The organism is Allobosea sp. CS1GBMeth4, from assembly GCF_900185715.1.
GTDB lineage: Bacteria > Pseudomonadota > Alphaproteobacteria > Rhizobiales > Beijerinckiaceae > Allobosea.
The window spans coordinates 154971-180696 of record NZ_FYAS01000031.1 but is presented as its reverse complement, the minus strand read 5'-3'; the positions used below and the strand labels follow the sequence as shown (position 1 = coordinate 180696).

The 25726-nt window shown below is 69.6% G+C and carries 21 protein-coding genes; 7 read left to right on the top strand and 14 right to left on the bottom strand.

Annotation, left to right across the window (positions count from 1 at the left end):
* Positions 1 to 6 precede the first annotated feature (6 nt).
* The 7 genes from pgl to CS1GBM4_RS19445 form a co-directional block, all read right to left on the bottom strand.
* Entirely contained in the window at positions 7 to 696 is a 690-nt protein-coding gene (gene pgl, locus CS1GBM4_RS19475) for a 6-phosphogluconolactonase (protein ID WP_186420404.1), read from the bottom strand.
* A complete protein-coding gene (zwf, locus tag CS1GBM4_RS19470) occupies positions 693 to 2201 on the bottom strand; it encodes a glucose-6-phosphate dehydrogenase (protein WP_186420403.1) in 1509 nt (502 codons plus the stop codon). Before zwf ends, pgl begins: the two co-directional genes overlap by 4 nt.
* A gap of 216 nt (positions 2202 to 2417) precedes the next feature.
* A complete protein-coding gene (locus CS1GBM4_RS19465) occupies positions 2418 to 3173 on the bottom strand; it encodes an ABC transporter ATP-binding protein (RefSeq protein ID WP_186420402.1) in 756 nt (251 codons plus the stop codon).
* Positions 3174 to 3339: 166 nt separating this feature from the next.
* Entirely contained in the window at positions 3340 to 4179 is an 840-nt protein-coding gene (locus CS1GBM4_RS19460) for an ABC transporter ATP-binding protein (RefSeq protein WP_186420401.1), read from the bottom strand.
* A 5-nt stretch (positions 4180 to 4184) separates the two neighbouring features.
* Positions 4185 to 5099: a nickel transporter permease gene (gene nikC, locus CS1GBM4_RS19455; RefSeq protein WP_186420400.1), complete on the bottom strand. Its 915-nt coding sequence runs from the start codon at positions 5097 to 5099 to the stop codon at positions 4185 to 4187.
* An 11-nt stretch (positions 5100 to 5110) separates the two neighbouring features.
* Positions 5111 to 6178 carry an ABC transporter permease gene (locus CS1GBM4_RS19450; RefSeq protein WP_186420399.1) on the bottom strand — a complete coding sequence of 356 codons (1068 nt, stop codon included), beginning with the start codon at positions 6176 to 6178 and terminating at the stop codon, positions 5111 to 5113.
* Between the two features lie 226 nt (positions 6179 to 6404).
* Positions 6405 to 7994, bottom strand: a complete 1590-nt coding sequence (locus tag CS1GBM4_RS19445) for an ABC transporter substrate-binding protein (protein ID WP_186420398.1) — start codon at positions 7992 to 7994, stop codon at positions 6405 to 6407.
* Positions 7995 to 8275: 281 nt separating this feature from the next.
* Between CS1GBM4_RS19445 and CS1GBM4_RS19440 the strand changes: the two genes are divergently transcribed.
* Genes CS1GBM4_RS19440 through CS1GBM4_RS19425 form a run of 4 tightly spaced genes read left to right on the top strand, consistent with a single transcriptional unit; the run spans position 8276 to position 15789 of the window.
* Positions 8276 to 11659 carry a transglutaminase family protein gene (locus CS1GBM4_RS19440; protein ID WP_186420397.1) on the top strand — a complete coding sequence of 1128 codons (3384 nt, stop codon included), beginning with the start codon at positions 8276 to 8278 and terminating at the stop codon, positions 11657 to 11659.
* 8 nt (positions 11660 to 11667) lie between these two features.
* The gene (locus tag CS1GBM4_RS19435) at positions 11668 to 14187 is read left to right on the top strand and encodes a circularly permuted type 2 ATP-grasp protein (protein ID WP_186420396.1); all 2520 of its coding nucleotides are present in this window, start codon (positions 11668 to 11670) and stop codon (positions 14185 to 14187) included.
* 10 nt (positions 14188 to 14197) lie between these two features.
* Positions 14198 to 15076 (top strand): transglutaminase family protein, encoded by an 879-nt coding sequence (locus CS1GBM4_RS19430; protein WP_186420395.1) that lies wholly within the window; start codon positions 14198 to 14200, stop codon positions 15074 to 15076.
* A complete protein-coding gene (locus CS1GBM4_RS19425; RefSeq protein ID WP_186420394.1) occupies positions 15076 to 15789 on the top strand; it encodes an HAD-IA family hydrolase in 714 nt (237 codons plus the stop codon). The genes CS1GBM4_RS19430 and CS1GBM4_RS19425 overlap by 1 nt, the downstream gene beginning before the upstream one ends.
* 13 nt (positions 15790 to 15802) lie before the next feature.
* On the opposite strand, the gene CS1GBM4_RS19420 is transcribed toward CS1GBM4_RS19425, so the two are convergent.
* The 5 genes from CS1GBM4_RS19420 to CS1GBM4_RS19400 all read right to left on the bottom strand — a co-directional run bounded on the left by CS1GBM4_RS19420 (position 15803) and on the right by CS1GBM4_RS19400 (position 20056).
* On the bottom strand, positions 15803 to 16135 hold the full coding sequence (locus CS1GBM4_RS19420; protein ID WP_186420393.1) for a four-helix bundle copper-binding protein: 333 nt from the start codon (positions 16133 to 16135) through the stop codon (positions 15803 to 15805).
* Positions 16136 to 16215: 80 nt separating this feature from the next.
* Positions 16216 to 17661 (bottom strand): aldehyde dehydrogenase family protein, encoded by a 1446-nt coding sequence (locus CS1GBM4_RS19415; protein ID WP_186420392.1) that lies wholly within the window; start codon positions 17659 to 17661, stop codon positions 16216 to 16218.
* Between the two features lie 144 nt (positions 17662 to 17805).
* Entirely contained in the window at positions 17806 to 18495 is a 690-nt protein-coding gene (locus CS1GBM4_RS19410) for a phosphatase PAP2 family protein (protein WP_186420391.1), read from the bottom strand.
* A gap of 64 nt (positions 18496 to 18559) precedes the next feature.
* The gene (locus tag CS1GBM4_RS19405) at positions 18560 to 19471 is read right to left on the bottom strand and encodes a diacylglycerol kinase family protein (protein ID WP_186420390.1); all 912 of its coding nucleotides are present in this window, start codon (positions 19469 to 19471) and stop codon (positions 18560 to 18562) included.
* A 213-nt stretch (positions 19472 to 19684) separates the two neighbouring features.
* Positions 19685 to 20056 (bottom strand): PRC-barrel domain-containing protein, encoded by a 372-nt coding sequence (locus CS1GBM4_RS19400; protein ID WP_244607308.1) that lies wholly within the window; start codon positions 20054 to 20056, stop codon positions 19685 to 19687.
* Positions 20057 to 20358: 302 nt separating this feature from the next.
* Between CS1GBM4_RS19400 and CS1GBM4_RS19395 the strand changes: the two genes are divergently transcribed.
* Positions 20359 to 20625: a glycine zipper domain-containing protein gene (locus CS1GBM4_RS19395; protein ID WP_186420389.1), complete on the top strand. Its 267-nt coding sequence runs from the start codon at positions 20359 to 20361 to the stop codon at positions 20623 to 20625.
* Positions 20626 to 20721: 96 nt separating this feature from the next.
* Here the strand turns inward: CS1GBM4_RS19395 and hutC are convergent, their stop codons facing one another.
* Entirely contained in the window at positions 20722 to 21471 is a 750-nt protein-coding gene (gene hutC / locus CS1GBM4_RS19390; protein WP_186420388.1) for a histidine utilization repressor, read from the bottom strand.
* A gap of 13 nt (positions 21472 to 21484) precedes the next feature.
* On the bottom strand, positions 21485 to 22852 hold the full coding sequence (locus CS1GBM4_RS19385) for a formimidoylglutamate deiminase (RefSeq protein ID WP_244607307.1): 1368 nt from the start codon (positions 22850 to 22852) through the stop codon (positions 21485 to 21487).
* Positions 22853 to 23009: 157 nt separating this feature from the next.
* Here CS1GBM4_RS19385 and hutI point away from each other — a divergent pair, with 157 nt between their 5' ends.
* Complete coding sequence (gene hutI, locus CS1GBM4_RS19380; RefSeq protein WP_244607314.1) at positions 23010 to 24176, top strand: imidazolonepropionase; 1167 nt, start codon at positions 23010 to 23012, stop codon at positions 24174 to 24176.
* A complete protein-coding gene (gene hutH, locus CS1GBM4_RS19375; protein ID WP_186420386.1) occupies positions 24173 to 25699 on the top strand; it encodes a histidine ammonia-lyase in 1527 nt (508 codons plus the stop codon). The genes hutI and hutH overlap by 4 nt, the downstream gene beginning before the upstream one ends.
* Positions 25700 to 25726 lie beyond the last annotated feature (27 nt).

The following is a 25726-nucleotide window of genomic DNA, read 5'->3' as shown; positions in this document are numbered from 1 at the left end:
AAGCCTCTACGTCTTGGCCCAGTAGACGTCGAGCCCTTCCCGGCGCTGGAGCAGCAGGCCGACGGGGAAACCGCCCGGCAGCTCGGCGGCCGAGGCCAGCACCTGGTCCTTCTCCGCCCCCGAGATCAGCAGGGCGGCATAGCCGGCGCCGTGCAGCCGCGCCGGCGAGAGCGAGAGCCGCGGCGGCAGGTCGGGGGGGCTCGCCGCGACCGCATGCACGGAGGCCGGGGCGGAGAGCGCCGCCGTCTCGCCGGGGAAGAGCGAAGCGACATGCCCGTCCGCGCCCATGCCGCTGACGACGATGTCGAGCGGCGGCAGCCCTCTCAGGACGCGATCGAGGCTGGCCGCCGCCGCGGCGAGGTCGTCGCCGGCATTGTGGAAGGAGACGAAAGGCGTGCGCCCCTCGCGCAGCGGCGCGAAGGCGGCGCGGATCATGCGCTCGTTCGAGGCCTGGTCGCCGGGCGCGACGAAGCGTTCGTCGGTCGGCATCAGCGTGACGTTCTCCCAAGGCAGCTCATGCGCCCCGAGGGCCGTGAGGAAACGCGCCGGCGTGGTGCCGCCCGGTACGGCGACGAGCGCGCTGCCCTGCTCCCGCAGGAGCGTGCCCAACCTGACGGCGATCGCCTCGGCCAGGGCCTCGGAGGCGTCGGCCAGGGTCTCGAAACGGTGACGGACCAGCGGACCCGCGGCGGTCATTCGACCAGTTCCGGATCGGCCCAGGAGCGGCCTTCGCGCTCGATCAGGCCGATCGCCTGCGATGGCCCCCAGGAGCCGGCGGCATAGCGATGCGGCAGCGGGTAGTAGTCCTGCCAGCCGGCGAGGATCGGATCGATCCAGCCCCAGGCCTGCTCGACCTCGTCGCGGCGCATGAACAGGGTCTGGTCGCCGCGGATCACGTCGGTCAGCAGCCGCTCATAGGCGTCGGGCGTGCGCACGTCGAAAGCGGTCTCGTAGCGCAGGTCGAGCTGGCGCGGCACGACCTTGAGCTTGCCGGAGCCGGGCACCTTCATCATCAGCTGGAGCTGGACGCCGTCATTGGGCTGGAGCCGGATGACCAGCCGGTTGGCGTAGAGCTCCTCGCAGCCCGGGGCGCGGCCGAAGATCGGATGGGGCACCGGCTTGAAGGTGACGGCGATCTCGGAATAGCGCTGCGCCATGCGCTTTCCAGTGCGCAGATAGATCGGCACGCCGGCCCAGCGCCAGGTGTCGAGCTCGCAGCGGATCGCGGCGAAGGTCTCGGTCGCGCTGGCATGGCCGAGCTCCTCGGCATAGCCCTTGACCCGCTGGCCGTCGATCGCGCCCGGCCCGTACTGGCCGCGCACGGTCATGCGCTGCACATCCGGCCCGACGATCGGCCTCAGCGCCTTGAGCACGCGCACCTTCTCGTCGCGCACGGCATCGGCTTCGAGCTGGTTCGGCGGCTCGATCGCGAACAGGCAGAGCAATTGCAGCACATGGTTCTGGACCATGTCGCGCAGATGGCCGGCCTTGTCGTAATAGCCGGCGCGCTGCTCCAGCCCGACCGTTTCGGCCACCGTGATCTGGATATTGTCGATGTCGCGGCTCGACCAGGAGCGCTCGAACAGGGTGTTGGCGAAGCGCAGGACCAGGAGGTTCTGCACCGTCTCCTTGCCGAGATAATGGTCGATCCGGTAGGTGCGGCTCTCCGGCAGGATGCGGGCGACGGCGTCGTTGATCTCGCGGGCCGAGGCGAGATCGCGGCCGAGCGGCTTCTCCAGGATGACGCGCGAGGTCGGCGTCAGGATGCCGGCCCTGGCCAGGTTCTCGCAGATCGGGATGAACAGGTCGGGCGGCGTCGAGAGGTAGAAGGAGCGGACGCGCTGGGAGTCGCCGAGCGCGTCCTTGAGAGCGCCATAGGTCGCCGGCTTCACCGCGTCGAGCAGCACCATGGTCAGCCTTTGACGGAAAGCAGCGATGCGGTCCGGCGGCAGGCCGGCGGCCGCGAGCTTGGCGGCGATCTGGTTGGGGACGCCCTCGACATCCTCCTGCTTGCGGACGATGCCGAGGACGCGGCTCTCCTGCGGCAGCACGCCCTCCTCGTTGCGCTGTGCCAGCGCCGGAAAGAGCTTGCGCAGCGCGAGGTCGCCGCCCGCGCCGAAGATCACGAGGTCGAAGGGCGGGACCGGCGTGCGCTCGGGCGCAGCTTCCGGCCTGAGCAGGCGCTCGGTGATGGCGTCCATGGCTTACTCCTGATCGGGCCAGTCGAGCCGACTCCCGCGATGACAATGCGACCACGGGCGCAGCTTGCCAAACGCTTTGGGCAACAGGGCCGCTATGCCGTCATTCTCGGGCGGAGCGTAGCGCAGACCCGAGAATCTCAGGACCAGCGGGCGCCAAGCCAGAACTCTTCCGGCCTGAGATGCTCGGGTCAAGCCCGAGCATGACGCGCTGTCACACTACCCCGCCCTCCTAAATCCCTCGCTTGCAGTCAGCAATTGCTGGGCGTAGGCCGTCTGCGGGGCGCGGGCGGCGAGCGTCGCGGCGGTCATCTCCTCGACGCCGCGGCCGAACTGCATGACCAGCAAACGCTCGCACATGTGGCCGACGACGGCGAGATCGTGACTGACGAGGATGTAGGTGAGCTTGCGCTCATGGCGCAGCGCCTGCAGCAGGTTCAGCACCTCGGCCTGGATCGAGACGTCGAGCGCCGAGGTCGGCTCGTCGAGCAGCAGGATGGTCGGCTCCAGCACGAGGGCGCGGGCGATGGCGACGCGCTGGCGCTGGCCGCCGGAGAGCTGGTGCGGATAGCGGAAGCGGAAGGAGGTCGGCAGGCCGACATCCTGCATGGCGCGGCTGATCTTCGCCTCGGCGTCGCGGATGCCGTGAATGGCGAGCGGCTCGGCCAGCGTGTCGTCGACGGTCTTCTTCGGATGCAGGGAGCCGTAAGGGTCCTGGAAGACCATCTGGACGGCGCGATAGAAGGCCTTGTCGCGGAGCTTGGGCTGGCGCTTGCCGAGGATGTCGACTTCGCCGCTCCAGTCGCGGTTGAGACCGGCGAGCACGCGCAGCACGGTCGACTTGCCGGAGCCGGATTCGCCGACGATGCCATAGCTCTCCCCCGGAGCGACGGCGAAGGAGAGGTCCTTCACGACATGCGAGTCGCCGAAGGAGACGTTGAGCCTGTCGACGTTGATCGCGGAGGTCGTGGTCATGCCAGCGCCTCTGCGTCTTTCCGGGGCGGCCCGCAGGGCCGAGCCCGGAATCCATGAACACCGGCTTCGAAAGACCGGTGGCCCCGGTCGCGCATCATTCTGCCATCGCAGTGGTTATGGATTCCGGGCTCGTCGCTACGCGACGCCCCGGAAAGACGGTGGAGGTTCATGCCAGCCATGCCGGGTCGCGGGTGAGGGTTGCGAGCGTTTCGCGCGGATGGTCGAGATCGGGCAGGCAGCCGAGCAGGCCGCGCGTATAGGGGTGCCGGGCGCGGTCGAGCTCGCCGGCCGGCAGTGTCTCCATCGCCTTGCCGCCATACATGACGATGACGCGGTCGCAGAACGATTTCACCAGATGCAGATCGTGGCTGATGAAGATCAGCCCCATGCCGCGGCTGGTGACGAGGTCGTCGAGGATCTTCAGCACCTGCAGCTGCACGGTGACGTCGAGCGCCGAGGTCGGCTCGTCGGCGATCAGGATCTCCGGCTCGGCGATCAGCATCATCGCGATCATCACGCGCTGGCCCATGCCGCCGGAGACCTCGTGCGGGTAGAGGTCGTAGACCCGCCCCGGCTCCCTGATCTGCACCGCCTCCAGCATGGCGAGGCTGCGCTCCTTCGCCTCGCGCGCGCTCGCCTTGTGGTGAACGCGATAGGCCTCGGCGATCTGGTCACCGACCGTCTGGACCGGGTTCAGCGAGAATTTCGGGTCCTGCATCACCATGGAGATATGGCGGCCGCGCAGCTTGCGCCGGCTGCGCTTGTCCATCGCCATCAGATCCTGGCCGCGGAATTCCATGCGCTTCGCCGTGACCACGCCTGGATGCGGGATCAGGTCGAGGATGGCACGGCCGGTCATCGACTTGCCGGAGCCGGATTCCCCGACGATGCCGAGCCGCTCGCGGCCGAGGGTGAACGACAGCCCGCGCACCGCGTTGACGATGCCGGTCGGGGTGTGGAAGTCGACGCGCAGGTCGTCGAGCCTCAGCAGAGCTGCGTCAGCCATGGGGCTCACCTCGCATCCAGCACGTCGCGCAGCCCGTCGCCGAGCAGGTTGAAGCCGAGCGCGACGACGCAGATGGCGATGCCGGGGAAGGTCGCGACCCACCATTGATCGAAGATCTGCTCGCGGCCCGTCGAGATCATCGCGCCCCATTCCGGGATCGGCGGCTGGGCACCGAGACCAAGGAAGCCGAGGCCGGCGGCGATGATGATGATGCCGGCCATGTCGTAGGTGGTGCGCACGATCAGCGAAGGCACGCACATCGGCACGACATGCTTCAGCACGATCCGCATCTGGCTCGCCCCCTGCAGGCGCATCGCCGAGATGTAGTCGGCATTGCGGATGATCATCGTCTCGGCGCGGGCGACGCGGGCATAGGGCGGCCAGGCCGTGCAGGCGATGGCGATGACCGCGTTCTCGAGGCCAGGGCCGAGCGCCGCGACGAAGGCGAGCGCCAGGACCAGGCGCGGGAAGGCGAGGAAGACGTCGGTGATGCGCATCAGCACGGTGTCGACCCAGCCACCGAAATAGCCGGCAGCGCAGCCGATCAGGAGACCGAGCGGCCCGACGGTGACGACGACGAGCATCACGATCACCAGCGTGACGCGGGTGCCGTAGACGACGCGGCTGAAGATGTCGCGGCCGAGCGCGTCGGTGCCGAACAGATTGCGGGCGGACGGCGCGAGCAGGCGCTGGTCGAGCGCCTGGGCGAGCGGGTCGTGCGGTGCGATCAGCGGCGCGAAGGCCGCGAGCAGCAGCAGCGCGACGACGATCAGCAGGCCCGCGACGGCGGCCGGATTCTTCCGGAAGGCGAGCCATTGCCGGTAGAGCTGGCCGAGCCTGGCCTGCCGGCGCGATTCCGGCGAGGTCGTGGTCAGCCAGGCATGCCAGGTGACGGGGGCGGAGGAAGCGTGGTCTGCCATGGCCATCCTCCTCAGCGCGCCCGCGGGTCGGCCAGCCGGCCGAGAATGTCGGAGAACAGGTTGACCGCGATGAAGACGGCGCCGACCACCAGCGTGCCGCCGAGCACCGCGTTCATGTCGGCGTTGAGCAGCGCGTTGGTGAGGTAGCGGCCGAGGCCCGGCCAGGCGAAGATGGTCTCGGTCAGCACCGAGCCTTCGAGCAGGTGCATGTAGGAGAGCGCGATCACGGTGACGAGCGGTACGACGGCGTTGCGCAGCGCATGGCCGCAGACGACGCGCCATTCCGACAGGCCCTTCACCCGCGCCGCGACGACATATTGCTGCTGCAGCTCGGCGATCATGAAGCTGCGGGTCATGCGGCTGATATAGGCGACCGACAGCAGTCCGAGCACCGACGCCGGCAGGATCAGGTGCCAGAAGGCGTCCCAGCACGCCTCCCATTCGCCCTGCATGGCGGCATCGAGCATGACGAGGCCCGTCACCGGCGTGACGAAATCCTGGTAGGCGATCGAGAGGCGGCCGGGCCCGGCCACCCAGCCGAGCTTGGCGTAGAACAGCAGCAGCCCCATCAGCCCGAGCCAGAAGACCGGGATGGAATAGCCGACCAGCCCGATGACGCGGGCGATCTGGTCGACCCAGCGGCCCTGGTTGACGGCGGCGAGGATGCCGAGCGGCACCCCGAGGGCCGCGCCGATCAGCGTGCCGAGGGTCGCCAGCTCCAGCGTCGCCGGGAACACCGTCTTGATGTCGTCGGTGACCTTCTGGGCCGTCAGCACGGAGGTTCCGAGATCGCCCGTGAAGACCTTGCCGATATAGATGGCGAATTGCTGCCAATACGGCTTGTCGAGGCCGAGCGCGAGCCGCGCCTTCTCGTAGACGTCGGCCGGAGCCCGGTCGCCGACCACGGCGAGGACCGGGTCGATCGGCATGACGCGGGCGATCAGGAAGGTGACCAGCAGCAGGCCGAAGATGGTGATCGCGACCGTGGTCAGTTCGCGGCCGAGGATCTTGGCCCAGCGGGCGGCGCGGCCCCTGGCGCGCGGCGGGGCGGGTGGAGTCGGTGCACTGATGGCGACCATCGTCGGCTCCGTCCTTTCTTGTTCTTGGAGGCATCGCCCGCCCTCGCGGGGCGGGGCCACGTCGGTTTCTCCGGGGCAGGCCGAAGGCCTGGGCCCGGAATCCATGAAAGCGCGATTAGCGAGCTGTCACGGCGCTGGCCACTCTCGCCCAGGGGCCGTGTTCATGGTTTCCGGGGCTCGCCGCTGGCGCTGCCCCGGAATGACGGTAGCGGCTCGACGAAACGCCTCAGTTCTTGGTGATCGGAGCGTAGAAATTGGTGTCGGAGCTCGGTCCGATCACCCAGTTGTCGACGCCCTTGCGCTGCGCCGAGACTTCGATCTGCTGGAACATGATGACGAAGGGCGAGACCTTCTGATGCTGGCGCTGAAGGTCGCCATAGACGGCGGCGCGCTTGGCCGCGTCGGTCTCGAGCACGTTGGCCTGGGTGATCTTGGTCATCTCCGGGATGTCCCAGGCATTGCGCCAGGCGAGCGTCTTCGACTTGGCGTCCTCGCCATTGTCCTCGTTGATGGCGAAGGTCTCGGCATTGGTGTGCGGGTCGAGATAGTCCGGACCCCACTGGCCGATATAGATGTCATGGGTGCGGGCGCGGTACTTGGTCAGCGTCTGCTTGCCGTCGCCGGGGATGATCTCGAGCTTGATGCCGGCCTGGGCCCAGGTCGACTGGATCGCCTGGGCGATGTCGGTGATCGGCGAGACCGAGCGCGTGTCCATGGTGACGGTGAAGCCGTTCGACAGGCCGGCCTTGGCGAGCAGCTCCTTGGCCTTGGCGACGTCGAGCTTGTAGGGCTTGTCGTCGATGGCGCCGAGGAAGCCCTTGGGCAGGAAGGCCTCGTGGCCCTTGTAGGTGCCCTCGACGATGTTGCGTTCGATCGACTCGTAGTCGACCAGCCATTTCAGTGCCTCGCGGACCTCGGGCTTGGCGAGGTTCGGATTCTTCTGGTTCAGGCCGAGATAGAGGATGTAGCCCTTGTCGCCCTGGACGATCTTGACGTTGGCGTTGCTCTTGACCGCGGCGAGCTGGTCCTTGGAGAGGTTGCGCGCGATGTCGATGTCGCCCTTCTCCAGCAGCAGGCGCTGCGAGGCCGGCTCGGCGACGTGGCGGACGATGACGCGCTTGGTCTTGGGCGCACCCTTGTACCAGCTCTCGTTGGCGTCGAGCGCGTATTGCTCGTTCGGGCGATAGGCGCGGACCTTGTAGGCGCCGGAGCCGGCCGAGTTCAGCTTGAGCCAGGCATTGCCCCAGTCGCCATCCTTCTCGTTGGCCTTGACGAGCTTGGAATCGACGATGCCGGCGACGCCCGAGGTCAGGCAGTTGAGGAAGAAGCTCGGCGCGAAGGGCTTGGAGACCGTGACCGACACGGTCTGGTCGTCGACGGCCTTCACCTTGTCGAGCACCGTATCCTTGTTCAGGCCGAACTGGGTGAGGATGAAGCCCGGCGACTTGTTCAGCGTCACCGCGCGCTGGAAGGAATAGACCACGTCGGCGGCGGTGAGCGGATTGCCGGAGTGGAACTTGACCCCGGGCCGGAGCTTGAAGGTGTAGGTCAGGTTGTCGGGGCTGACCGTCCAGCTCTGGGCGAGCTCGCCGACGAGGGCGTTGTTGTTCTTGAGATCGACGCCGATCAGCTTGTCGTAGACGTTGGCGCCGACCTCGACGCCCGAGAACTCGAAGGCCTCGGCCGGATCGAGCGTGATGATGTCGTCGATCTGCTTGGCCATGACGATGGTGTCTTTGGGCGTCTGGGCCTGGGCGGTCGTCGCCAGCAGAGCGGCGAAGGCGGAGGCCGCCATCAGTTTCACAACATGACGCATGGAATTCCCCGTTGTGCTGTCCGCGGGCACTCCCGGGTGCCCGTTGGCGCGCACTCTGTGGCCAGATCGTGTCCGATGTCCAGCGGGTGCCGAACGACTTTCCGGCAAACCGGGCGCGCTTGCACGCTTGTTGCGCAACAGCCTGAATTGCCGGCGCATTTCTGCTCAGCAAGCGGCTTGCCCCGCTCTTCTCTGCCGCTATCGTGGCGGAATCGGCCGGCCGGGCCGTTCGGGAGCCTGCACGTGCGGAGCAGCGCGCCAGGCAAAGCAGGGGTGAGCTCTTGGCCATCATCGCCGCACTGCACCACCTCACCCATTACCGCTACGACCGCCCGGTCACGCTCGGCCCCCAGATCATCCGGCTGCGGCCGGCGCCGCATTGCCGCTCGGCGGTGAAGAGCTATTCGCTCAAGGTCACGCCGGCGCAGCATTTCGTGAACTGGCAGCAGGACCCGAACGGCAACTGGCTGGCGCGCTACGTCTTCCCCGAACCCGTGACCGAGTTCCGTATCGAGGTCGACCTCGTCACGGAGCTCGCGGTGGTCAACCCGTTCGACTTCTTCGTGGCGAGCGAGGCCGAGGACTTCCCCTTCGCCTATCCCGAGGAGTTGCATGACGAGCTCGCGCCCTACCTCGTCAGGGAGGAGGCCGGGCCGCTCTTCGCCGATTTCCTGGCCTCGATCCCGCGCGACAAGACCAACACCGTCAACTTCATCGTCGACCTCAATGCCCGGCTGCAGCGCCTGATCGCCTACGGCATCCGGTTGGAGCCGGGCGTGCAGGAGCCCGAGCAGACGCTCGGGCTCAAATCCGGCTCCTGCCGCGACACCTCCTGGCTGCTCGTCCAGATCCTGCGCCATCTCGGCCTCGCCGCCCGCTTCGTCTCCGGCTACCTGATCCAGATGAAGGCGGACATCGATCCGCTGGAAGGGCCGCGTGGCACCGACAAGGATTTCACCGACCTGCACGCCTGGGCCGAGGTCTACATTCCCGGTGCCGGCTGGATCGGGCTCGACCCGACCTCGGGGCTGCTCACCGGCGAGGGTCACCTGCCGCTGGCGGCGACGCCGCATTACCGCTCGGCCGCGCCGGTCAGCGGCGTAGCGAGCTATGCCGAGACGCAGTTCGGCTTCGAGATGAGCGTCGCGCGCGTGCACGAGGTGCCGCGCATCACCCTGCCCTTCTCCGACGGATCCTGGGCCGAGCTCGACGCACTCGGCGAAAAGGTCGAGGCCGACCTGCAGGCGCAGGACGTCCGGCTGACCATGGGCGGCGAGCCGACCTTCGTCTCGGTCGACGACCAGACCGGCGAGGAATGGAACACCGCCGCCGTCGGCCCGACCAAGCGCGAACGCGCCGATGTCCTGATCCGCCGTCTGCGCGAGCGGTTCGCCCCGGGCGGCATGCTGCATTACGGCCAGGGCAAATGGTATCCGGGCGAGAGCCTGCCGCGCTGGGCCTTCGCGCTCTACTGGCGCCAGGACGGCGAGCCGATCTGGCGCAACGCCGCACTGATCGCGCGCGAGCCCGGCGCCGGGACCGGCGACGACCGCGAGCGCGAGGCTGCACCGACGCCGGCCGCGGTCGAGACGCTCGCCGCAAATCTGTCCGAGCGGCTCGGCCTCGGCGCCGAGTATGTGCTGCCCGCCTATGAGGACACCGGCCACTGGCTGCTGAAGGAAGGCCAGCTGCCGGACAATGTCGATCCGCTCGATCCGAAGCTCTCCGACCCGGAGGAGCGCGCGCGCATGGTGCGCGTGTTCGAGCGCGGCCTCGGCAGGCCGAGCGGCTATGTCATCCCGGTACAGCGCTGGCAGGCGGCGGCGGGCGACCGGCGCTGGCGTTCGGAGAAGTGGACGCTGCGGCGCGGCAAGCTGTTCCTGGTGCCGGGCGACTCGCCGGTCGGCTTCCGTCTGCCCCTCGGCTCGCTGCCGCATGTGCCGGCGAGTGCCTATCCGCATGTCCACCCGCAGGACCCGATGGAGCCGCGCGGGCCGCTGCCGCCCGCCGCGGCCGCTTCGCCCGGAGCGCCGCTCGCCGCCGACCCGCCGCCGGTCTTCGACGGGCCGGTGCAGCCGACCCGCCCGGCCGCGAGCGCCGCGCCGCAAGCGCCGCGCCAGGAGATCGTCGAGCAGGAGCTCGGCGCCGCGGCGGTGCGCACCGCGCTCAGCCTGGAAGTTCGCGACGGCGTGCTCTGCGTCTTCCTGCCGCCGGTCGAGCGGCTGGAGGACTATCTCGACCTGATCGCCAGCATCGAGGCGGCGGCGGAAGCGCACGGCCAGCCCGTCCATATCGAGGGCTATGCGCCGCCGCACGACCCTCGCCTCAACATCATCAAGGTCACGCCCGACCCCGGCGTGATCGAGGTCAACATCCATCCCGCGAGGACCTGGGCCGAGGCCGTCGCGATCACCCGGGGCGTCTACGAGGAAGCGCGCCAGTCGCGGCTCGGCGCCGAGAAGTTCATGGTCGATGGCCGCCATACCGGCACGGGCGGCGGCAACCATGTCGTGCTCGGCGGCGTGACGCCGGCCGACAGCCCGTTCCTGCGCAGGCCCGACCTGCTCAAGAGCATCGTTGTCTACTGGCAGCGCCACCCCGCGCTGTCCTACCTGTTCTCCGGCCTGTTCATCGGCCCGACCAGCCAGGCGCCGCGCATCGACGAGGCCCGGCACGACCAGCTCTACGAGCTCGAGATCGCGCTGGCGCAGACGCCGGAGCCGGGCGAGCCCGGGATTCCGCTCTGGCTTGTCGACCGGCTCTACCGCAACCTGCTGATCGACGTCTCCGGCAACACCCACCGCACCGAGATCTGCATCGACAAGCTCTATTCGCCGGACGGGCCGACGGGACGGCTCGGGCTGATCGAGTTCCGCTCCTTCGAGATGCCGCCGGATGCGCGCATGTCGCTGGCGCAGCAAGTGCTGATCCGGGCGCTGATCGCCTGGTTCTGGCGGGAGCCGCAAGCCGGCAGGCTGGTGCGCTGGGGCACCAGCCTGCACGATCGTTTCATGCTGCCGGAGATCGTCTGGCAGGATTTCCGCGACGTGCTCGCCGATCTCGAACGGGCCGGCTACCGGCTCGACCCGAGCTGGTTCGCGGCGCAGCACGAATTCCGCTTCCCCTTCTACGGCAAGGTCAACCATGGCGGGGTCGAGCTCGAACTGCGCCAGGCGCTCGAGCCCTGGCACGTGATGGGCGAGGAGGGCGCGATCGGCGGCACGGTGCGCTATGTCGACAGCTCGGTGGAGCGGCTGCAGGTCAAGGCGAGCGGGCTGACGCCCGGCCGGCATGTGATCGCCTGCAACGGGCGGGCGCTGCCGATGACCGAGGTCGCCGCCGGGATCAGCATCGCCGGGCTGCGCTTCAAGGCCTGGCAGCCGGCCTCCGGGCTCCACCCGACGATTGCGGTGCATGCGCCCCTGACCTTCGACATCGTCGATAGCTGGGCGGGGCGCTCGCTCGGCGGCTGCGTCTATCACGTCGCCCATCCGGGCGGTCGCAATTACGAGACGCCGCCTGTGAATTCCTACGAGGCGGAAGCCAGGAGGCTGGCCCGCTTCGAGGCGATCGGCCATAGTCCCGGGCTGCTGGCGATTCCCGCGGAAGAGCGTAGTCCGGAGTTCCCGATGACCCTCGACCTGCGCCGCCCGATCGGGATTTGAGGTCAAGCATGGCTCTGCAGGGCCGTTCCAGTTCGACGCGGGCGCGCAGCGAGCGCCGCAACGCCCTGCTCTCGGGCTATCGGCCCCTGCCCGGCGCCTATGACGAGCTGATGGCGCCGGACGGCGCGGTCCGGCCGCAATGGGAGCCTTTCCTGGCGGAATGGGCGGCACTGTCCGGCGAGGAGCTGCAGCGCCGCTTCGGCCTGGCCGACCGGCATGTGCGCGACACCGGCGTCTCCTACCGCGTGCATGGCGATCTCGAGAGCGATCCGCTCGCCGGCGAGCGCGCCTGGCCGCTCAACCATGCCCCACTCGTGCTGACCGGACAGGAGTGGCAGGTGATCGCCGCCGGCGTCGCCCAGCGCGCCAAGCTGCTCGATGCCGTCCTCTCCGACATCTACGGGCCCGGCAAGCTGGTCAGCGAGGGCGCGCTGCCGGCCGCCGCCATCGCCGGCAGCCCCGATTATCTGCGCCCCCTGCACGGCACGGCCGGCGCCGGGCAGCTCCAGATCTATGCCGCCGATCTCGGCCGCGGCCCCGATGGGCGCTGGTGGGTGCTGAGCGACCGTACCCAGGCGCCCTCCGGCGCCGGATACGCGCTGGAAAACCGGCTCGCCATCGGCCGCGCCTTCCCGGACCTGTTCCGGACGATGAATGTCGAGCGGCTCGCCGCCTTCTTCCAGGGCTTCCGGGCCGGGCTCGTGTCACGGGCCCGGAGGATCGAGCCGCGGATCTGCCTGCTGACGCCCGGCCAGCTCAACGAGAGCTATTTCGAGCAGGCCTATCTTGCCCGCTATCTCGGCTTCCTGCTGGTCGAGGGCGGCGATCTCGTGATGCGCGACGGGCTGGTGCATGTGCGCACCATCGCCGGATTCAAGCGCGCCGACGTGATCTGGCGGCGCATCGACGGCGACTTCGCCGACCCGCTTGAGCTCAACGCCGCCTCGGCGCTGGGGGTACCGGGGCTGGTCGAGGCGGTGCGGGCCGAGAACGTCGTCGTCGCCAACGGGCTCGGCTCGGGCGTGATCGAGGCGCGGACGCTGATGGGCTTCATGCCGCGCCTGGCACGCGCGGTGCTCGGCGAGGAGCTGATCCTGCCGAACATCGCGACCTGGTGGTGCGGGCAGCCGCGCGAGCGCCAGGTCGTGCTCAACCGGCTCGACGAGATGAGCATCGCGCCGGCCTTCCGCGCGCCCGGCGAGGGACTCGACGCCGGCACGGTGCTGGTCGCCGAGCTCGGCGCGGCGGAGCGCGAGGCGCTGCGCGCCCGCATCGCGCAGCGCGGGCTCGACTTCGTCGGCCAGGAGGTGGTGCGACTCTCGACCATGCCGGTGATGCAGGGCGGCCGCCTCGAGCCCCGGCCGATGACGCTGCGCGTCTTCGCCGCCGCGACTCCGGACGGGTGGCAGGTGATGCCGGGCGGCTTCTGCCGCGTCTCGGACGAAAGCGACGCGCGCGCGGTGACGATGCGCTCGGGCGTGCGCTCCAGCGACGTCTGGGTGACCTCCGACCAGCCGGTCGAGCAGGTGACGCTGTTGCCGAGCCCGGACCGGATCGGCATCCGCCGGATCGTCGGCATCCTGCCGAGCCGCGCCGCCGACAACCTGTTCTGGCTCGGGCGCTATCTCGAGCGCAGCGAGGCGACGCTGCGGCTGGTGCGCGCTTTGCTCGGACGCCTGATCAATGCCGACGACCAGGCCCCGGGTCATGCCGAGACGATCCGGCGCCTCGCCCACCTGCTCGTCGCCTGGGGCGCCGCAGCGGCGGGAGGCAGGGGCCGCTCGGTCGCCGCGCAGGCACGCTCGGCCCTGCACGATCTCGACCAGTACGGATCGGCCGCCGCCTCGGTGCGCGAGGCGCGACGCACCGCCTCCGTCATCCGCGAGCGCCTCTCGGTCGATGCCTGGCGCCTGTTCGGCGACCTGCAGCGCCAGCTCACCGCCCCCGGCAAGATGGAGAGCGAGGGCGAAGCCTTCGAACTCGCCGACAGCGCGCTGAAGTCGCTGGCCGCCTTCTCCGGCCTCTCCCAGGAGAACATGGTGCGCGGCGCCGGCTGGCGTTTCCTCGACATCGGCCGGCGGATCGAACGCGGCATCACCACCTGCCGCTTCGCCCGGCACTTCGCCGAGACCGACGCGCCGGGCAATTGCCTCGACGCGCTGCTGGATCTGACCGACTCGCAGATCACCTATCGCTCGCGCTACATGCTCGGCCCGGCACTGCAGCCGGTGCTCGATCTCGTCATGCTCGACCCCTACAATCCGCGTTCGGTCGCGTTCCAGATCGAGCGGCTCGACGCTGAGATCGCCGCCCTGCCCTCGCTCAGCGACGACGGCATGCTGGAGGAACCGCGCCGGCTCGCCCTCAAGCTCGCCGCCGAAAGCCGCACCGCCGAGGCGGGCCGGCTCGACCGCGCCGGCATCCTGGTGCTCGAGCAATCGCTGATGGGCCTCTCCAACGCGGTGGCCGAGCGCTATTTCCTGCAGAATTCCAGGCCGGAAGGGTCGCGGATGACGCGCCTGGCGTAATGGGCACCGCGTGATCTACGATATCCGCCACCTCACGGCCTATGCCTACAGCCGGCCGGTGCCGTTCGCGCGCTGCATGCTGCGCGTGCTGCCGCGCGACGGGGCCGGCCAGCGCGTGCTGACGAGCGCGCTGAGCGTGACGCCGCGCGCGGCGGAGCGACGAGACGGCGTCTGTTTCTTCGGCAACCGGACGACGACGCTCACCATCACCAGGGCGCACCGGGAGCTGCGGATCGAGATGACCTCCAGGGTCGAGGTGACGCGGGCGGCCGCGCCCTTCCCCGCCCTGACGCGCGACTGGGAGAAAGTCACCGAGCTGGCGCTCGCCGCGCAGAGCCTCGCACCGGATTCGCCGGCGCATTACCTCTATCCCAGCCGACTCGCGCCCGTGATGCAGGAGATCACCGACTATACCCGCCGAAGCTTCGGCGCCCGGCGGCCGGTCTTCGAGGCCGCCTGCGAGCTGATGGGCCGGATCCGCAAGGAGTTCCGCTACGATCCCGAAGCGACCGAGGTCGCGACCCCGATCGGCGAGGCGTTCAGTGCCCGGCACGGCGTCTGCCAGGATTTCGCCCACATCATGATCGCCGGCCTCAGAGGCCTCGGACTGCCGGCGGCCTATGTCAGCGGCTATCTGCGCACCATCCCGCCGCCGGGCCAGCCGAGGCTGGAGGGGGCCGATGCCACCCATGCCTGGGTGATGCTCTGGTGCGGGCCGGAGACCGGCTGGATCGGGCTCGACCCGACCAACGACCTGATCGTCGCCGACGATCATATCGTCACCGCCACCGGGCGCGACTATGCCGATGTGTCGCCGCTCGACGGCGTGCTGGTCGGCCCCGGCAGCCAAAGGCTCGACGTCAAGGTCGATGTCGTCCCGGTGGCCTGATGACGACACCACCGCCGGCCGTTCGCGGCGTCCTGTTCGACAAGGATGGGACGCTGATCGACTATCAAGCGAGCTGGGCTCCGACCAATCTGCGGGCCGGCCGGCTCGCCGCCCGGGACGATGTCGAGCTGGCCGCGCGGCTGCTGACCGTCGCGGGGGTCGATCCGGCGACCGGCTACGCCCTCTCCGACGGCCTGCTCGCCTCGGGCAGCACCGAGGACGTGGCGCGAGCCTGGACCGGGGCCGGCTCGCCGTTTGGCACGGCCGAGCTGACCGAGCGCCTCGATACCCTGTTCCGCTCCGCGGTCGTCGCGGCGGTGCCGGTGTGCGATCTCGCCGCCCTGTTCGCCGGCCTCTCCGGCCGCGGCCTGACGCTCGGCATCGCCTCCAGCGACAGCGAGGCGGCGGTCTGCGCGACCGCCGAACGCTTCGGCCTGTCAGAGCATCTCGCCTTTCTCTGCGGCTATGATTCCGGCCACGGGCGCAAGCCGGAGCGCGGCATGGTCGACGGCTTCTGCCGGGCTACCGGCCTGCCCGTCGAAGCCATCGCCGTCATCGGCGATTCCAGCCATGACATGCATATGGCTGCGGCTGCCGGAGCCGGACTGCGGGTGGCGGTGCTGACCGGGGCGGGCGACGCCGAGACACTGCGCCCGCTCAGTCACCTTCTGCTGCCGAGCATCGCCACACTGGAGCAGGCGCTGTTCGGCTGAGACCTGGGCGGCCCTAATGCACCATCGCCCGACAGGCTTGCGCGCAGGAGCGGCAGGCGGCGACGCATTCGCCCATATCGCCAAGCGCCTCGCAGTCGGCGGCGCAGCGTTCGCAGACCTCCGCGCATTCGCGGCAGAGATGCGGGCCGTGCTGCGAGCGCATCAGCAGGAGATGCGCCGTCGTGCGGCAGATTTCGGCGCAGGCGACCATCTCGCGGACGTGCGCCGGTTCGGTGTGCCTGCCGCCGGTCTCCAGGCAATGGGTCATCACCATGCCATGGCAGGTCTTGTAGCAATGCAGGCAGAGATCGATGCAGGTCGCGGTCTGGGCGTCGAGCGTATGCATGAGGCGGGCTCCTCGTGCCGGTGTGCCCCCGGCCGAGGAACCCGTTCCGTCGCATTCTGTTCCGCTTCGTACGCTGGCGCTCAGGCGAGCGTGTAGGCGGTCTTCACCGTGGTGTAGAACTCGCGGGCATAGGTGCCCTGCTCGCGCGGGCCGTAGCTCGAACCCTTACGGCCGCCGAAGGGGACGTGATAATCGACGCCCGCCGTGGCGAGGTTGACCATCACCATGCCGGCCTCGGCATTCCGCCTGAAATGCGTCGCATGCTTCAGCGAGGTGGTGCAGATGCCGGAGGACAGGCCGAACTCGGTGTCGTTGGCGACAGCGAGCGCCTCCTCGTAGTCCTTGACGCGGATGACGTTGGCGACAGGGCCGAACACCTCCTCGCGCGAGATGCGCATGGCGTTGGTGGTCTCGGTGATCAGCGCCGGCTGTAGGTAGAAGCCGGGGTTCTCGCGGTTGAGCAATTCGCCGCCCCAGGCGAGCTTGCCGCCCTCGTCGCGGGCGATCTGGATGTATTTCAGGTCCTGGTCGAGCTGGCTCTGGTCGACGACCGGGCCGATATGGGTGCCCTGCTTCAGCGCATCGTCGACGGTGAGACCCTTGAGCCGCTCGATCGCCGCCTCGACGAAGCGGTCATGGATGCCGGCCTGGACGATCAGGCGCGAGGAGGCGGTGCAGCGCTGCCCCGTCGAGAAGAAGGCGCCCTGCACGGCACATTCGACCGCGACCTTGAGGTCGGCGTCGTCGAGCACGACGAGCGGGTTCTTGCCGCCCATCTCGAGCTGCACCTTCTTCATCGGATTGCCGGCGATGCAGGCGGCCGCGACCTTGCGGCCGGTCGAAACCGAGCCGGTGAAGCTGATCGCATGCACGTCCTTGTGCTCGAGCAGGGCCTGGCCGACGACCGAACCGCGGCCCATCACCAGATTGAGCACGCCCTTGGGCAGGCCGGCGCGCTGGATGATGTCGACCAGCGCCCAGGCGGAGCCGGGCACGAGATCGGCCGGCTTGATCACGACGCAATTGCCGTAAGCGAGCGCCGGGGCGATCTTCCAGGCCGGGATCGCGATCGGGAAGTTCCAGGGCGTGATCATGCCGACGATACCGACCGGCTCGCGGCTGATCTCGACGCCGACGCCGGGGCGCACGGACGGCAGGCTCTCGCCGCCGAGCCGGAGCGCCTCACCGGCGAAGAAGGCGAAGATCTGGCCGGCGCGGGTCGCCTCGCCGATGCCCTCGGGAAGGGTCTTGCCCTCCTCGCGCGAGAGCAGGCGGCCGAGCTCCTCCTTGCGGGCGAGGATCTCGTCGGAGGCCTTCTTCAGGACCTCGTAGCGCTCCTGCGGAGTGGTACGGCTCCAGGCCGGAAAAGCGGCCTTGGCGGCGGCGACCGCGTTGTTCAGATCCTCGACCGAGCCCTGCGCGTACTCGCCGACGACGTCGTTGGTGTTGGAGGGGTTGATGTTGCGCGAAGCGTTCTGCGAGCCGGCCCACTCGCCGGCGATCAGGTTCTTGAAAGGAGCATTCATCGCAAAACCTCGTGCCTAACCGAAAGAGGAGCCGGTCTTAACCGTTTTATCCCGACAAGGCCATGCGAACCGCTGCGATGAATGGCGATGCGCGCTCCGCCGTCAGCGCATGCGCAAGCGCCGGCGGCGGCCGCTCGCCCTCGTTCAGCCTACCGTCGCCGAGCCGGTGACTCTCTCCCTCTGCGCCTCGATCCTCGCCGCGAGACGGCCGATCAGGACGATCGCGAGGCTCGACCAGGCGATGCCGAGGCACCAGCCGCCGAGCACGTCGCTCGGCCAGTGCACGCCAAGATAGATCCGGCTCAGGCCGATCGCGACGATGAGGATCCAGGCGGTCCAGAGGCAGGTCCGGGCGATGTCGGCGCGGCGCGAGGCGATGCCGACGAAGCTGGCGATGCCGAGCAGCACCACCGCGGACAGGAAGGCGTGCCCGCTCGGGAAGCTCGCGGTGAAGGTCAGTGCGGCGTGCTCGACGATGTCCGGCCGTTCGCGCCCGATCGCCGTCTTCAGCAGGCTGCTCGCCGCCGTCGCCGCGAGCACGTCGACGACGAGGCCGAGCGCCAGGGCGCCATGGCCGCAGAGCCGCAATGTCAGGGCCGCGATCGCGGTGGCGGTGCCGAGGCCGACGAAGCTGCCGAGCCCGGTCACATCGCGCATCATCTCGCGCAGCCAGGCCGGGCCGATCGGCAGCGAGGGATCGGCCGCATCGCGGAACAGCAGCATCAGCTGGCTGTCGAGGGCGAAGCTGTGGCCGGACGCGATGGAGATCGCCAGGCCCAGAAAGCCGAAAGCGGCCGCGACGGGCAGAAGGAAGCGGGGGCGCAGCAGGAACATGCGGGTCGTCATCCGAACGGAAGGGAGCGGGGGCGGGACGGGAACCGCGCCGGATCGGCCATGGTCAAGCCTCCCGCGGCGGCGCGATGACACGCAGCGCGCCCGGCAGGAGGCGGTAGCCCAGCGCACCGGCACGCCGCTCCACCTCGCCGTCGAAGGTGACGTGGCCGCGGCGCTTGTCACGGCGGGTCAGGGTGACCGAGGTGCCGGTCAGCGAGATCAGATGACGCGAGCTGCGCCAGCTCCCCCTCAGCATCGAGACGGCCGCCTTGGCCCGTGAGAGCAGGCCGCCCGTATCGAGGATATGGATCTCGAACACGCCGCCATCGAGCCGGTCCCGGCGCCAGTCCGCACCGTCGAACCGGTTGACGGTGACGAGCACCGCGTCGGCCTCGACCGCGCGCCGCTCGCCGCCGATCTCCATCTCGACGCTGATCGGCCTGGTGAACAGGATCGAGCGCGAGGCGGCAAAGAGGAAGGCGACGAGGCGGCTGAACGGAAAGCGGCGCCGCGCATATTCGCGCTGGCGGGCCATCAGGCTGAAGAAACCCATGCCCGAGATCGAATGGAACAGGCGCCCGTCGACGCTGCCGACATCTATCGCGACCGCGCTGCCCCGGCAGATCGCGGCGATCTGCTGCTCGAGCGTGCCGACGAGGCCGAGGTCCCGGCCGAGCACGTTGACGGTGCCGAGCGGCAGCACCGCGACCGGCCGCCCGCCCGAGACCAGGATGGGGAGCGCGCCGTTGATCGTGCCGTCGCCGCCGGCGATGACCGGGATCATCGCCTCGTCCGCGACCGCAGCGCGCAGGTGGTCATGGAGCAAGCGCGGCGGGAGCAGCTCCACTTCGGCACGGCAGCCCGCCGCGGCGAAGGCATCGGCGATGCGGCGGGCAAAGACGTCGACGCCCGCCTCCAGCACGCTGCCGGCCCGCGCATTGGCGACGACACGGAAGCAGCGCGGCTGCGCGTCCATTTCACGCTCGAGCGACGGTTCCGACAATTGCGCCATGGCTAGGCGGCGATATGGGCGCCCCTCTTGTCGGGAACAAGGCGGATCGCCGCGAGCATGCCGGCTCCCACAAAAAAGGTGCGGGCCTTTCGGCCCGCACCACGCAATCACGACGATCCGGCTGGGGGGATAGCGACCGCCGCGAGTTGCGCCTGTGTGCGAGACGCCGCGACGCGCTCACATCATCCAGTACGGCATCGTGCCGTAGTAATCGTGCACCCGCTTGCCATACTCTCTGTCGTGCCAGTCCGGCTCGCCGTCGGCACCGTACATCGGAGCCGCTTCCAGCTTCTCGCGCGTCAAGGGCACGACATAGCCGCCTCTCTCGACATCGTAATCCAGCATGCTCCACGGAATCGGATGGTATTTCTCACCCAACCCGAGGAAGCCGCCGAAGGACATGATCGCGTAGGCGACCTTGCCCGTCGCCTTGTCGAGCATGACGTCGTAGATCGAGCCGAGATGCTCGCCGGCCGTGTTGTAGACGTCGGTACCGGCGACGCGCGCCCCGGCGATCAGCGGGTTGGCAGCGTGAGAGGCTGCGGTCATCGTAGCGCTCATCGGGTCCTCCATATATATCTGATGGCCGGCGGCGAGGCCGGCTCGCCCCATCAACCCCGCGCGGGCGCCGGGGTTCCCGTTCCGGCCGACAAAATTGCGCGCTCCGGCGGCATCGGCGGGACCCGCCGCGGCGGCGACGCGACCGGCTTTCGGAACAAACGTCCGCCGCCCCGGTTTGAGCAGCGACGCAATCGGCCCGCACGGCACGAACCGGCGATCCGAAGCAGACATCGCGGAATGGCGTCGCCCACATCGGTGCCATCGTTCCGCACACCGAGGAGGAACGCCCGATGATCAGGAAACTCATGCTCGTATCCGCCGCGGTGGCAGCGCTCGGCGCCTGCACTCCGCGCGAGCAGAACACAGCGACCGGTGCTCTGATCGGCGCTGGCGCCGGCGCGCTCGTCGGCGGAGCCGCGACCGGGCGTGCCGGCGGCGCACTGGCGGGGGCGGCGATCGGCGGCGCCGGCGGCGCGATCATCGGCTCGGCGACGACGCCTGACCGGATCTGCTACGGCCGCGACGAATGGGGCCGCCGCGTGCGCTACGCCTGCTGACGCATCGTCCAAGGCAAGCGACGAAGCAATCCAGGGGCGACAGAGCTCAACGTCCCCTGGATCGCTTCGCCGTGCTCGCCCTGTCGGGGCTCGTGCTCAGACCGCCCCATAGGGCCCGAAGCGGCCGACGAAGCGATGGCGCCCGCCCGGATAGAGCAGGCGCACGGCGGTGATCGGTTGCGCCTGGTTCCAGGTCCGGCGTTCGACGAGCAGGCAGGGCTCGCCGGTATCGATCGTCAGGAGTTCAGCCTCCTGCGGCCCCGCCGCGACGGCGCTGATCGCGTGCTCGGCCTGAGTCCAGAGGCTGTTGCGGAGCAGCCAGTCGCCCGGCGGCGTCTCGGCGAAGGTCTCGTCCACGACCTTCGGCATGGCGGCGAGATGGATTACCCGGTCTTCCAGCACATGCGGCGCCCGGTCGGCGAAATGCAGCACGGTGAGATGCGCGATCTCGGCCGAACGGGCGAGATCGAAGCGCGCCGCGATCTCGCGCGAGGCTTTGCCGTCGCGCCGCTGCAGGATGCGATAGCTGTAGATCTGGCCGTGCTCGCGGACCTCCTCCGGGATAGAGAGGATGTCGAGCATGGCGTGGCTCGCCGGCGGGCTCGCGACGATGGTGCCAGACCGGCGCCGGCGGGTGATCAGCCCTTCGCGGGCGAGCTGCGCCAGCGCCCGGTGCACGGTCATGCGCGAGGCGCCCAGCTTCTCCATCAGCGCGTGCTCGGGCGGCACCGCCGTGCCCGGCGGCCAGCTGCCGGCCAGGATCAGATCGCGGATGGCGCGGCGGATCTGGTCGTAGAGCGGCCCGGCCCCGTCCAGCGTCACGGCGTCGATCTGAGGTGGGCTCATGGCTCCCTGAGGCTCAGCTGAGGAGATTGCGGATCACCCGGCCATAGCGGGCTGCGATGCGGGCGCGGTCAATGTGCCGGCCGCCGCTGACCACAGGCTTTCCACCGACGAGCACGTCCGCTACGGGCAGCGCCGGCGCCGAGAAGATCGCGCTGTCGAGCGCCAGGTCGCCAGCCTTGCCGACCAGCGCCGGGTGCCCTGCCTCGAGGGTGACGAGGTCGGCGCGGCGGCCGACGGCGATCGCGCCGATGCTGCGGCCGCAGGCCTGGGCACCGCCGGCACAGGCGTCCTGCCAGAGCCGAAGGCCGGCCGAGACGCCCGCTTCGGCCCAGAGCGCACGCCGGCGATCGCGCAGGCGCTGCGAGTATTCGAGCATGCGCAATTCGCCGCCGGCGCCGATCTCGACATTGGAATCGCTGCCGACGCCGATGCGCCCGCCCTTCCCGCGGTAGCGCACGCCGTCGAAGATGCCGTCGCCGAGATTGGCTTCGGTGATCGGGCACAGGCCGGCGACCGCGCCGGAGAGCGCCATCGCGTCGCGCTCGGCATCGCTGAGATGGGTGGCGTGGATCAGGCACCAGCGCGCATCGACCGCGACGGTCTGCATGAGGAGTTCGACCGGCCGGCGGCCGGTGATGGCGAGGCTGTCCTCGACCTCGCGGGTCTGCTCGGCGACATGAATGTGCAGCGGCACGTTCCGGCGCAGCTGCGCGATCCAGGTCAGGTCGTCGAGCGCCACCGCGCGCAGCGAATGCGGCGCCAGCCCGACGCGGGCATCGGGGAGCCCGGCGACGGCCTTCTCGCTGCCCTCGACCAGCCGCGCATAGGCGTCGCGGTCATTGAGGAAACGGCGCTGGCCGGGTGCCGCGGCCGCGCAGCCGAAATTGCCGTAGCGATAGAGCACCGGCAGCAAGGTCAGACCGATGCCGGTCTCCGCCGCGGCGGCCGCGACCGCGGCGCCCATGGCGGCGATGTCGCCATAGGCGCGGCCGTCCTTGTCGTGATGCAGGTAGTGGAACTCGGCGAGCGCCGTGAAGCCGCCCTCCAGCATCTCGACCATGGCCTGCGCCGCGATCGCCTGGACGTCATCCGGGCTCAGGCGGTCGAGGAAGCGGTACATCACCTCGCGCCAGGTCCAGAAGGAATCCTCGGAGGCGCCGCGGCGCTCGGCGAGGCCGGCCATGCCGCGCTGGAAGGTGTGGCTGTGCAGGTTGGGCAGGCCGGGCAGGGTCAGCCCTGCGAGCTCGGTCGCCCCGGCGGGCGCCGCCTGCCCCGTCACGACCGACATGATGGTTCCATGATCGAGCGTCAGCGTGACGTTCTCGGCGAAGCCCCCGGGCAGCAGCGCCTGGGCGAGATGCAGTGTCGTGTGTCCGGTCACGCCGTCGTTTCCTTCAATTGCATATGCAAATCAAGCTTGCTATTTGCATATGCAATTGTCTAGCATAGCTGCAAAGCAGGCGAAGTCGAGAGGAGGCGACGTGGCGGCGACCCCTTCCCACAGTCAGCGAGTGTGGATCAACGCCCGGCTCGCGACCATGGTGGCCGATGCGGACGCGCCTTATGGCGCGATCGAGGACGGCATCGTCATCGCCCGCAACGGCCGCATCGTCTTCGCCGGCCCGCGTGCAGAGGTCGAGACCATCGGCCAGGCCGAGATCATCGATTGCGAGGGCCGCTGGATCACGCCGGGGCTGATCGATTGCCATACCCACCTCGTCTACGGCGGCGACCGCGCCAGTGAATTCGAATTGCGCCTCAAGGGCGCGAGCTATGAGGAGATCGCCCGCGCCGGCGGCGGCATCGCCTCCAGCGTCAAGGCGACGCGTGCGGCGAGCGAGGACGAACTCTTCGCCAGCGCCGACAAGCGCCTGTCCGCGCTGATCGCCGAGGGCGTCACCACCGTCGAGATCAAGTCGGGCTACGGGCTCGACACGGACAGCGAGGTGAAGGTCCTCGCCGTCGCCCGCCGGCTCGGGCGCGAGCGCCCGGTCAGGGTGCTGACAACCTTCCTCGGCGCCCATGCCGTGCCGGCGGAGTTCAAGGGCCGTTCCGGCGATTATGTCGACCTCGTCTGCGGCCCGATGCTCGACGCGATCACGGCGTTGAAGCTCGCCGACGCGGTCGATGTGTTCTGCGAAGGCATCGCCTTCTCGCCGGCGGAGACCGCGCGCGTCTTCACCGCGGCGAAGGCGAAGGGTCTGCCCATCAAGATTCATGCCGAGCAGCTCTCCAATCTCGGCGGCGCGGCGCTGGCGGCCAGCTTCGGCGCGCTCTCGGCCGACCATCTCGAGCATCTCGACGAGGCCGGCGTGATCGCCATGGCCAGGGCCGGCACCGTCGCGGTGGTGCTGCCGGGCGCCTTCTACTTCCTGCGCGAGACGGTGAAGCCGCCAATAGAGCTCCTGCGTCGACATGGCGTGCCGATCGCGCTCGCCACCGACGCCAATCCGGGCACCTCGCCGCTGACCTCGCCGCTTCTGACCATGAACATGGGCTGCACCCTGTTCCGGCTGACGCCGGAGGAAGCGCTCGCCGGCATGACCCGCAATGCCGCCCGGGCGCTCGGCCTGGAGAACGAGATCGGCACGCTGGAGGCGGGCAAGGCTTGCGACCTCGCCATCTGGGACATCGAACGCCCGGCCGAGCTCGCCTACCGCCTCGGCTTCAACCCGCTTCACGCCCGCATCCGGAACGGACAATGACCACGCTATCGCTCACTCCCGGCGAGGCCCGCCTCGCCGACTGGCGCCATGTCCTCGACGGCGCCGCCGTCTCTCTCGCCGAGACCGGCGCGATCGCCGGCGCGCAGGCGATCGTCGACGAGATCGTCGCGGCCGGCACCGTGACCTACGGCGTCAACACCGGCTTCGGCAAGCTCGCCAGCGTGCGCATCGCCGACACCGACCTCGCCGCCCTGCAGCGCAACCTCATCCTCTCGCATGCGGTCGGCACCGGGCCCGCCCTGCCCGATTCCGTCGTGGCGCTGATCCTGGCGATGAAGGCGGCCAGCCTGGCGCGGGGCGCTTCCGGCGTGCGGCCCGTGGTGGTCGAGGCGCTGACCGGCGCGCTCGCGGCCGGCGCGCTGCCGGTCGTACCGGCAAAGGGCTCGGTCGGCGCCTCCGGCGACCTCGCCCCGCTCGCACATCTCACCGCGGCGCTGATGGGCGTCGGCGAGATCAGGCTGAAGGGCGAGGTGCTGCCGGCAGCCGAGGCACTGAAGCGGATCGGCCAGGCGCCGCTGGCGCTCGGCGCCAAGGAAGGCCTCGCGCTGATCAACGGCACGCAGGTCTCGACCGCGCTGGCGCTGGCGGGACTCGCCAGCCTCGCCCGCGTCTTCGATGCGGCATTGATCGCCGGCGCGCTCTCGGTCGACGCCCTCAAGGGCTCCGACACGCCGTTCGACCCGCGCATCCAGGGGCTGCGCGGCCAGCCCGGCCAGATCAGGGTGGCGGCCCTGCTGCTTGATCTCATCGCGGACAGCGAAATCCGCGAGAGCCACCGCTTCGGCGACAGCAAGGTCCAGGACCCCTATTCGCTGCGCTGCCAGCCACAGGTGATGGGCGCGGTGCGCGACCTGCTCGGCAACGCCGCGGCGACGCTCGCGATCGAGGCGAATGCCGTCACCGACAACCCGCTGGTGCTCGGGCCGGGCGAGATCGTCTCGGGCGGCAATTTCCACGCCGAACCGGTCGCCTTCGCCGCCGACATGCTGGCGATGGCGGTCTGCGAGATCGGCAACCTCGCCGAGCGCCGCATCGCACTGCTGGTCGACCCGGTGATGAGCGGGCTGCCGCCCTTCCTCGCCCGCGATGCCGGCCTCAACTCGGGCTTCATGATCGCGCAGGTGACCGCCGCGGCGCTCGCCTCCGAGAACAAGCAGAAGGCGTTTCCGGCCTCCGTGGACACGATCCCCACCTCGGCCAACCAGGAAGACCATGTCTCGATGGCGACGCATGGCGCCTTCCGCCTGATCGAGATGGCGAAGAACGCGGCGAGCATCGTCGCGGTCGAACTGATGGCGGCGGCCGAGGCGATCGAGCATCACCGGCCGCTCCGGACCTCGCCGCGCCTCGAGCCGGTGCTGGCGCTGATCCGCGAGCGTATCGCGCCGCTGACCGAGGACCGCTATCTCGCGCCCGATCTCGCCGCGGCGACGGAGCTGGTGCTCTCGGGCGCGCTCGGAAAGGCGGCGGGGGTCGACAGCTATGGGGAGCTTTCGGCGTGAGAAACTCGCCCTTTCCGTCATGGTCGG

Bases quoted from the DNA above. Each gene is read 5' to 3' on its own strand.
- pgl (WP_186420404.1), bottom strand. From the start codon at position 696: ATGACCGCCGCGGGTCCGCTGGTCCGTCACCGTTTCGAGACCCTGGCC.
- zwf (WP_186420403.1), bottom strand. From the start codon at position 2,201: ATGGACGCCATCACCGAGCGCCTGCTCAGGCCGGAAGCTGCGCCCGAG.
- CS1GBM4_RS19465 (WP_186420402.1), bottom strand. From the start codon at position 3,173: ATGACCACGACCTCCGCGATCAACGTCGACAGGCTCAACGTCTCCTTC.
- CS1GBM4_RS19460 (WP_186420401.1), bottom strand. From the start codon at position 4,179: ATGGCTGACGCAGCTCTGCTGAGGCTCGACGACCTGCGCGTCGACTTC.
- nikC (WP_186420400.1), bottom strand. From the start codon at position 5,099: ATGGCAGACCACGCTTCCTCCGCCCCCGTCACCTGGCATGCCTGGCTG.
- CS1GBM4_RS19450 (WP_186420399.1), bottom strand. From the start codon at position 6,178: ATGGTCGCCATCAGTGCACCGACTCCACCCGCCCCGCCGCGCGCCAGG.
- CS1GBM4_RS19445 (WP_186420398.1), bottom strand. From the start codon at position 7,994: ATGCGTCATGTTGTGAAACTGATGGCGGCCTCCGCCTTCGCCGCTCTG.
- CS1GBM4_RS19435 (WP_186420396.1), top strand. From the start codon at position 11,668: ATGGCTCTGCAGGGCCGTTCCAGTTCGACGCGGGCGCGCAGCGAGCGC.
- CS1GBM4_RS19425 (WP_186420394.1), top strand. From the start codon at position 15,076: ATGACGACACCACCGCCGGCCGTTCGCGGCGTCCTGTTCGACAAGGAT.
- CS1GBM4_RS19420 (WP_186420393.1), bottom strand. From the start codon at position 16,135: ATGCATACGCTCGACGCCCAGACCGCGACCTGCATCGATCTCTGCCTG.
- CS1GBM4_RS19415 (WP_186420392.1), bottom strand. From the start codon at position 17,661: ATGAATGCTCCTTTCAAGAACCTGATCGCCGGCGAGTGGGCCGGCTCG.
- CS1GBM4_RS19410 (WP_186420391.1), bottom strand. From the start codon at position 18,495: ATGTTCCTGCTGCGCCCCCGCTTCCTTCTGCCCGTCGCGGCCGCTTTC.
- CS1GBM4_RS19405 (WP_186420390.1), bottom strand. From the start codon at position 19,471: ATGGACGCGCAGCCGCGCTGCTTCCGTGTCGTCGCCAATGCGCGGGCC.
- CS1GBM4_RS19400 (WP_244607308.1), bottom strand. From the start codon at position 20,056: ATGACCGCAGCCTCTCACGCTGCCAACCCGCTGATCGCCGGGGCGCGC.
- CS1GBM4_RS19395 (WP_186420389.1), top strand. From the start codon at position 20,359: ATGATCAGGAAACTCATGCTCGTATCCGCCGCGGTGGCAGCGCTCGGC.
- hutC (WP_186420388.1), bottom strand. From the start codon at position 21,471: ATGAGCCCACCTCAGATCGACGCCGTGACGCTGGACGGGGCCGGGCCG.
- hutI (WP_244607314.1), top strand. From the start codon at position 23,010: ATGGTGGCCGATGCGGACGCGCCTTATGGCGCGATCGAGGACGGCATC.
- hutH (WP_186420386.1), top strand. From the start codon at position 24,173: ATGACCACGCTATCGCTCACTCCCGGCGAGGCCCGCCTCGCCGACTGG.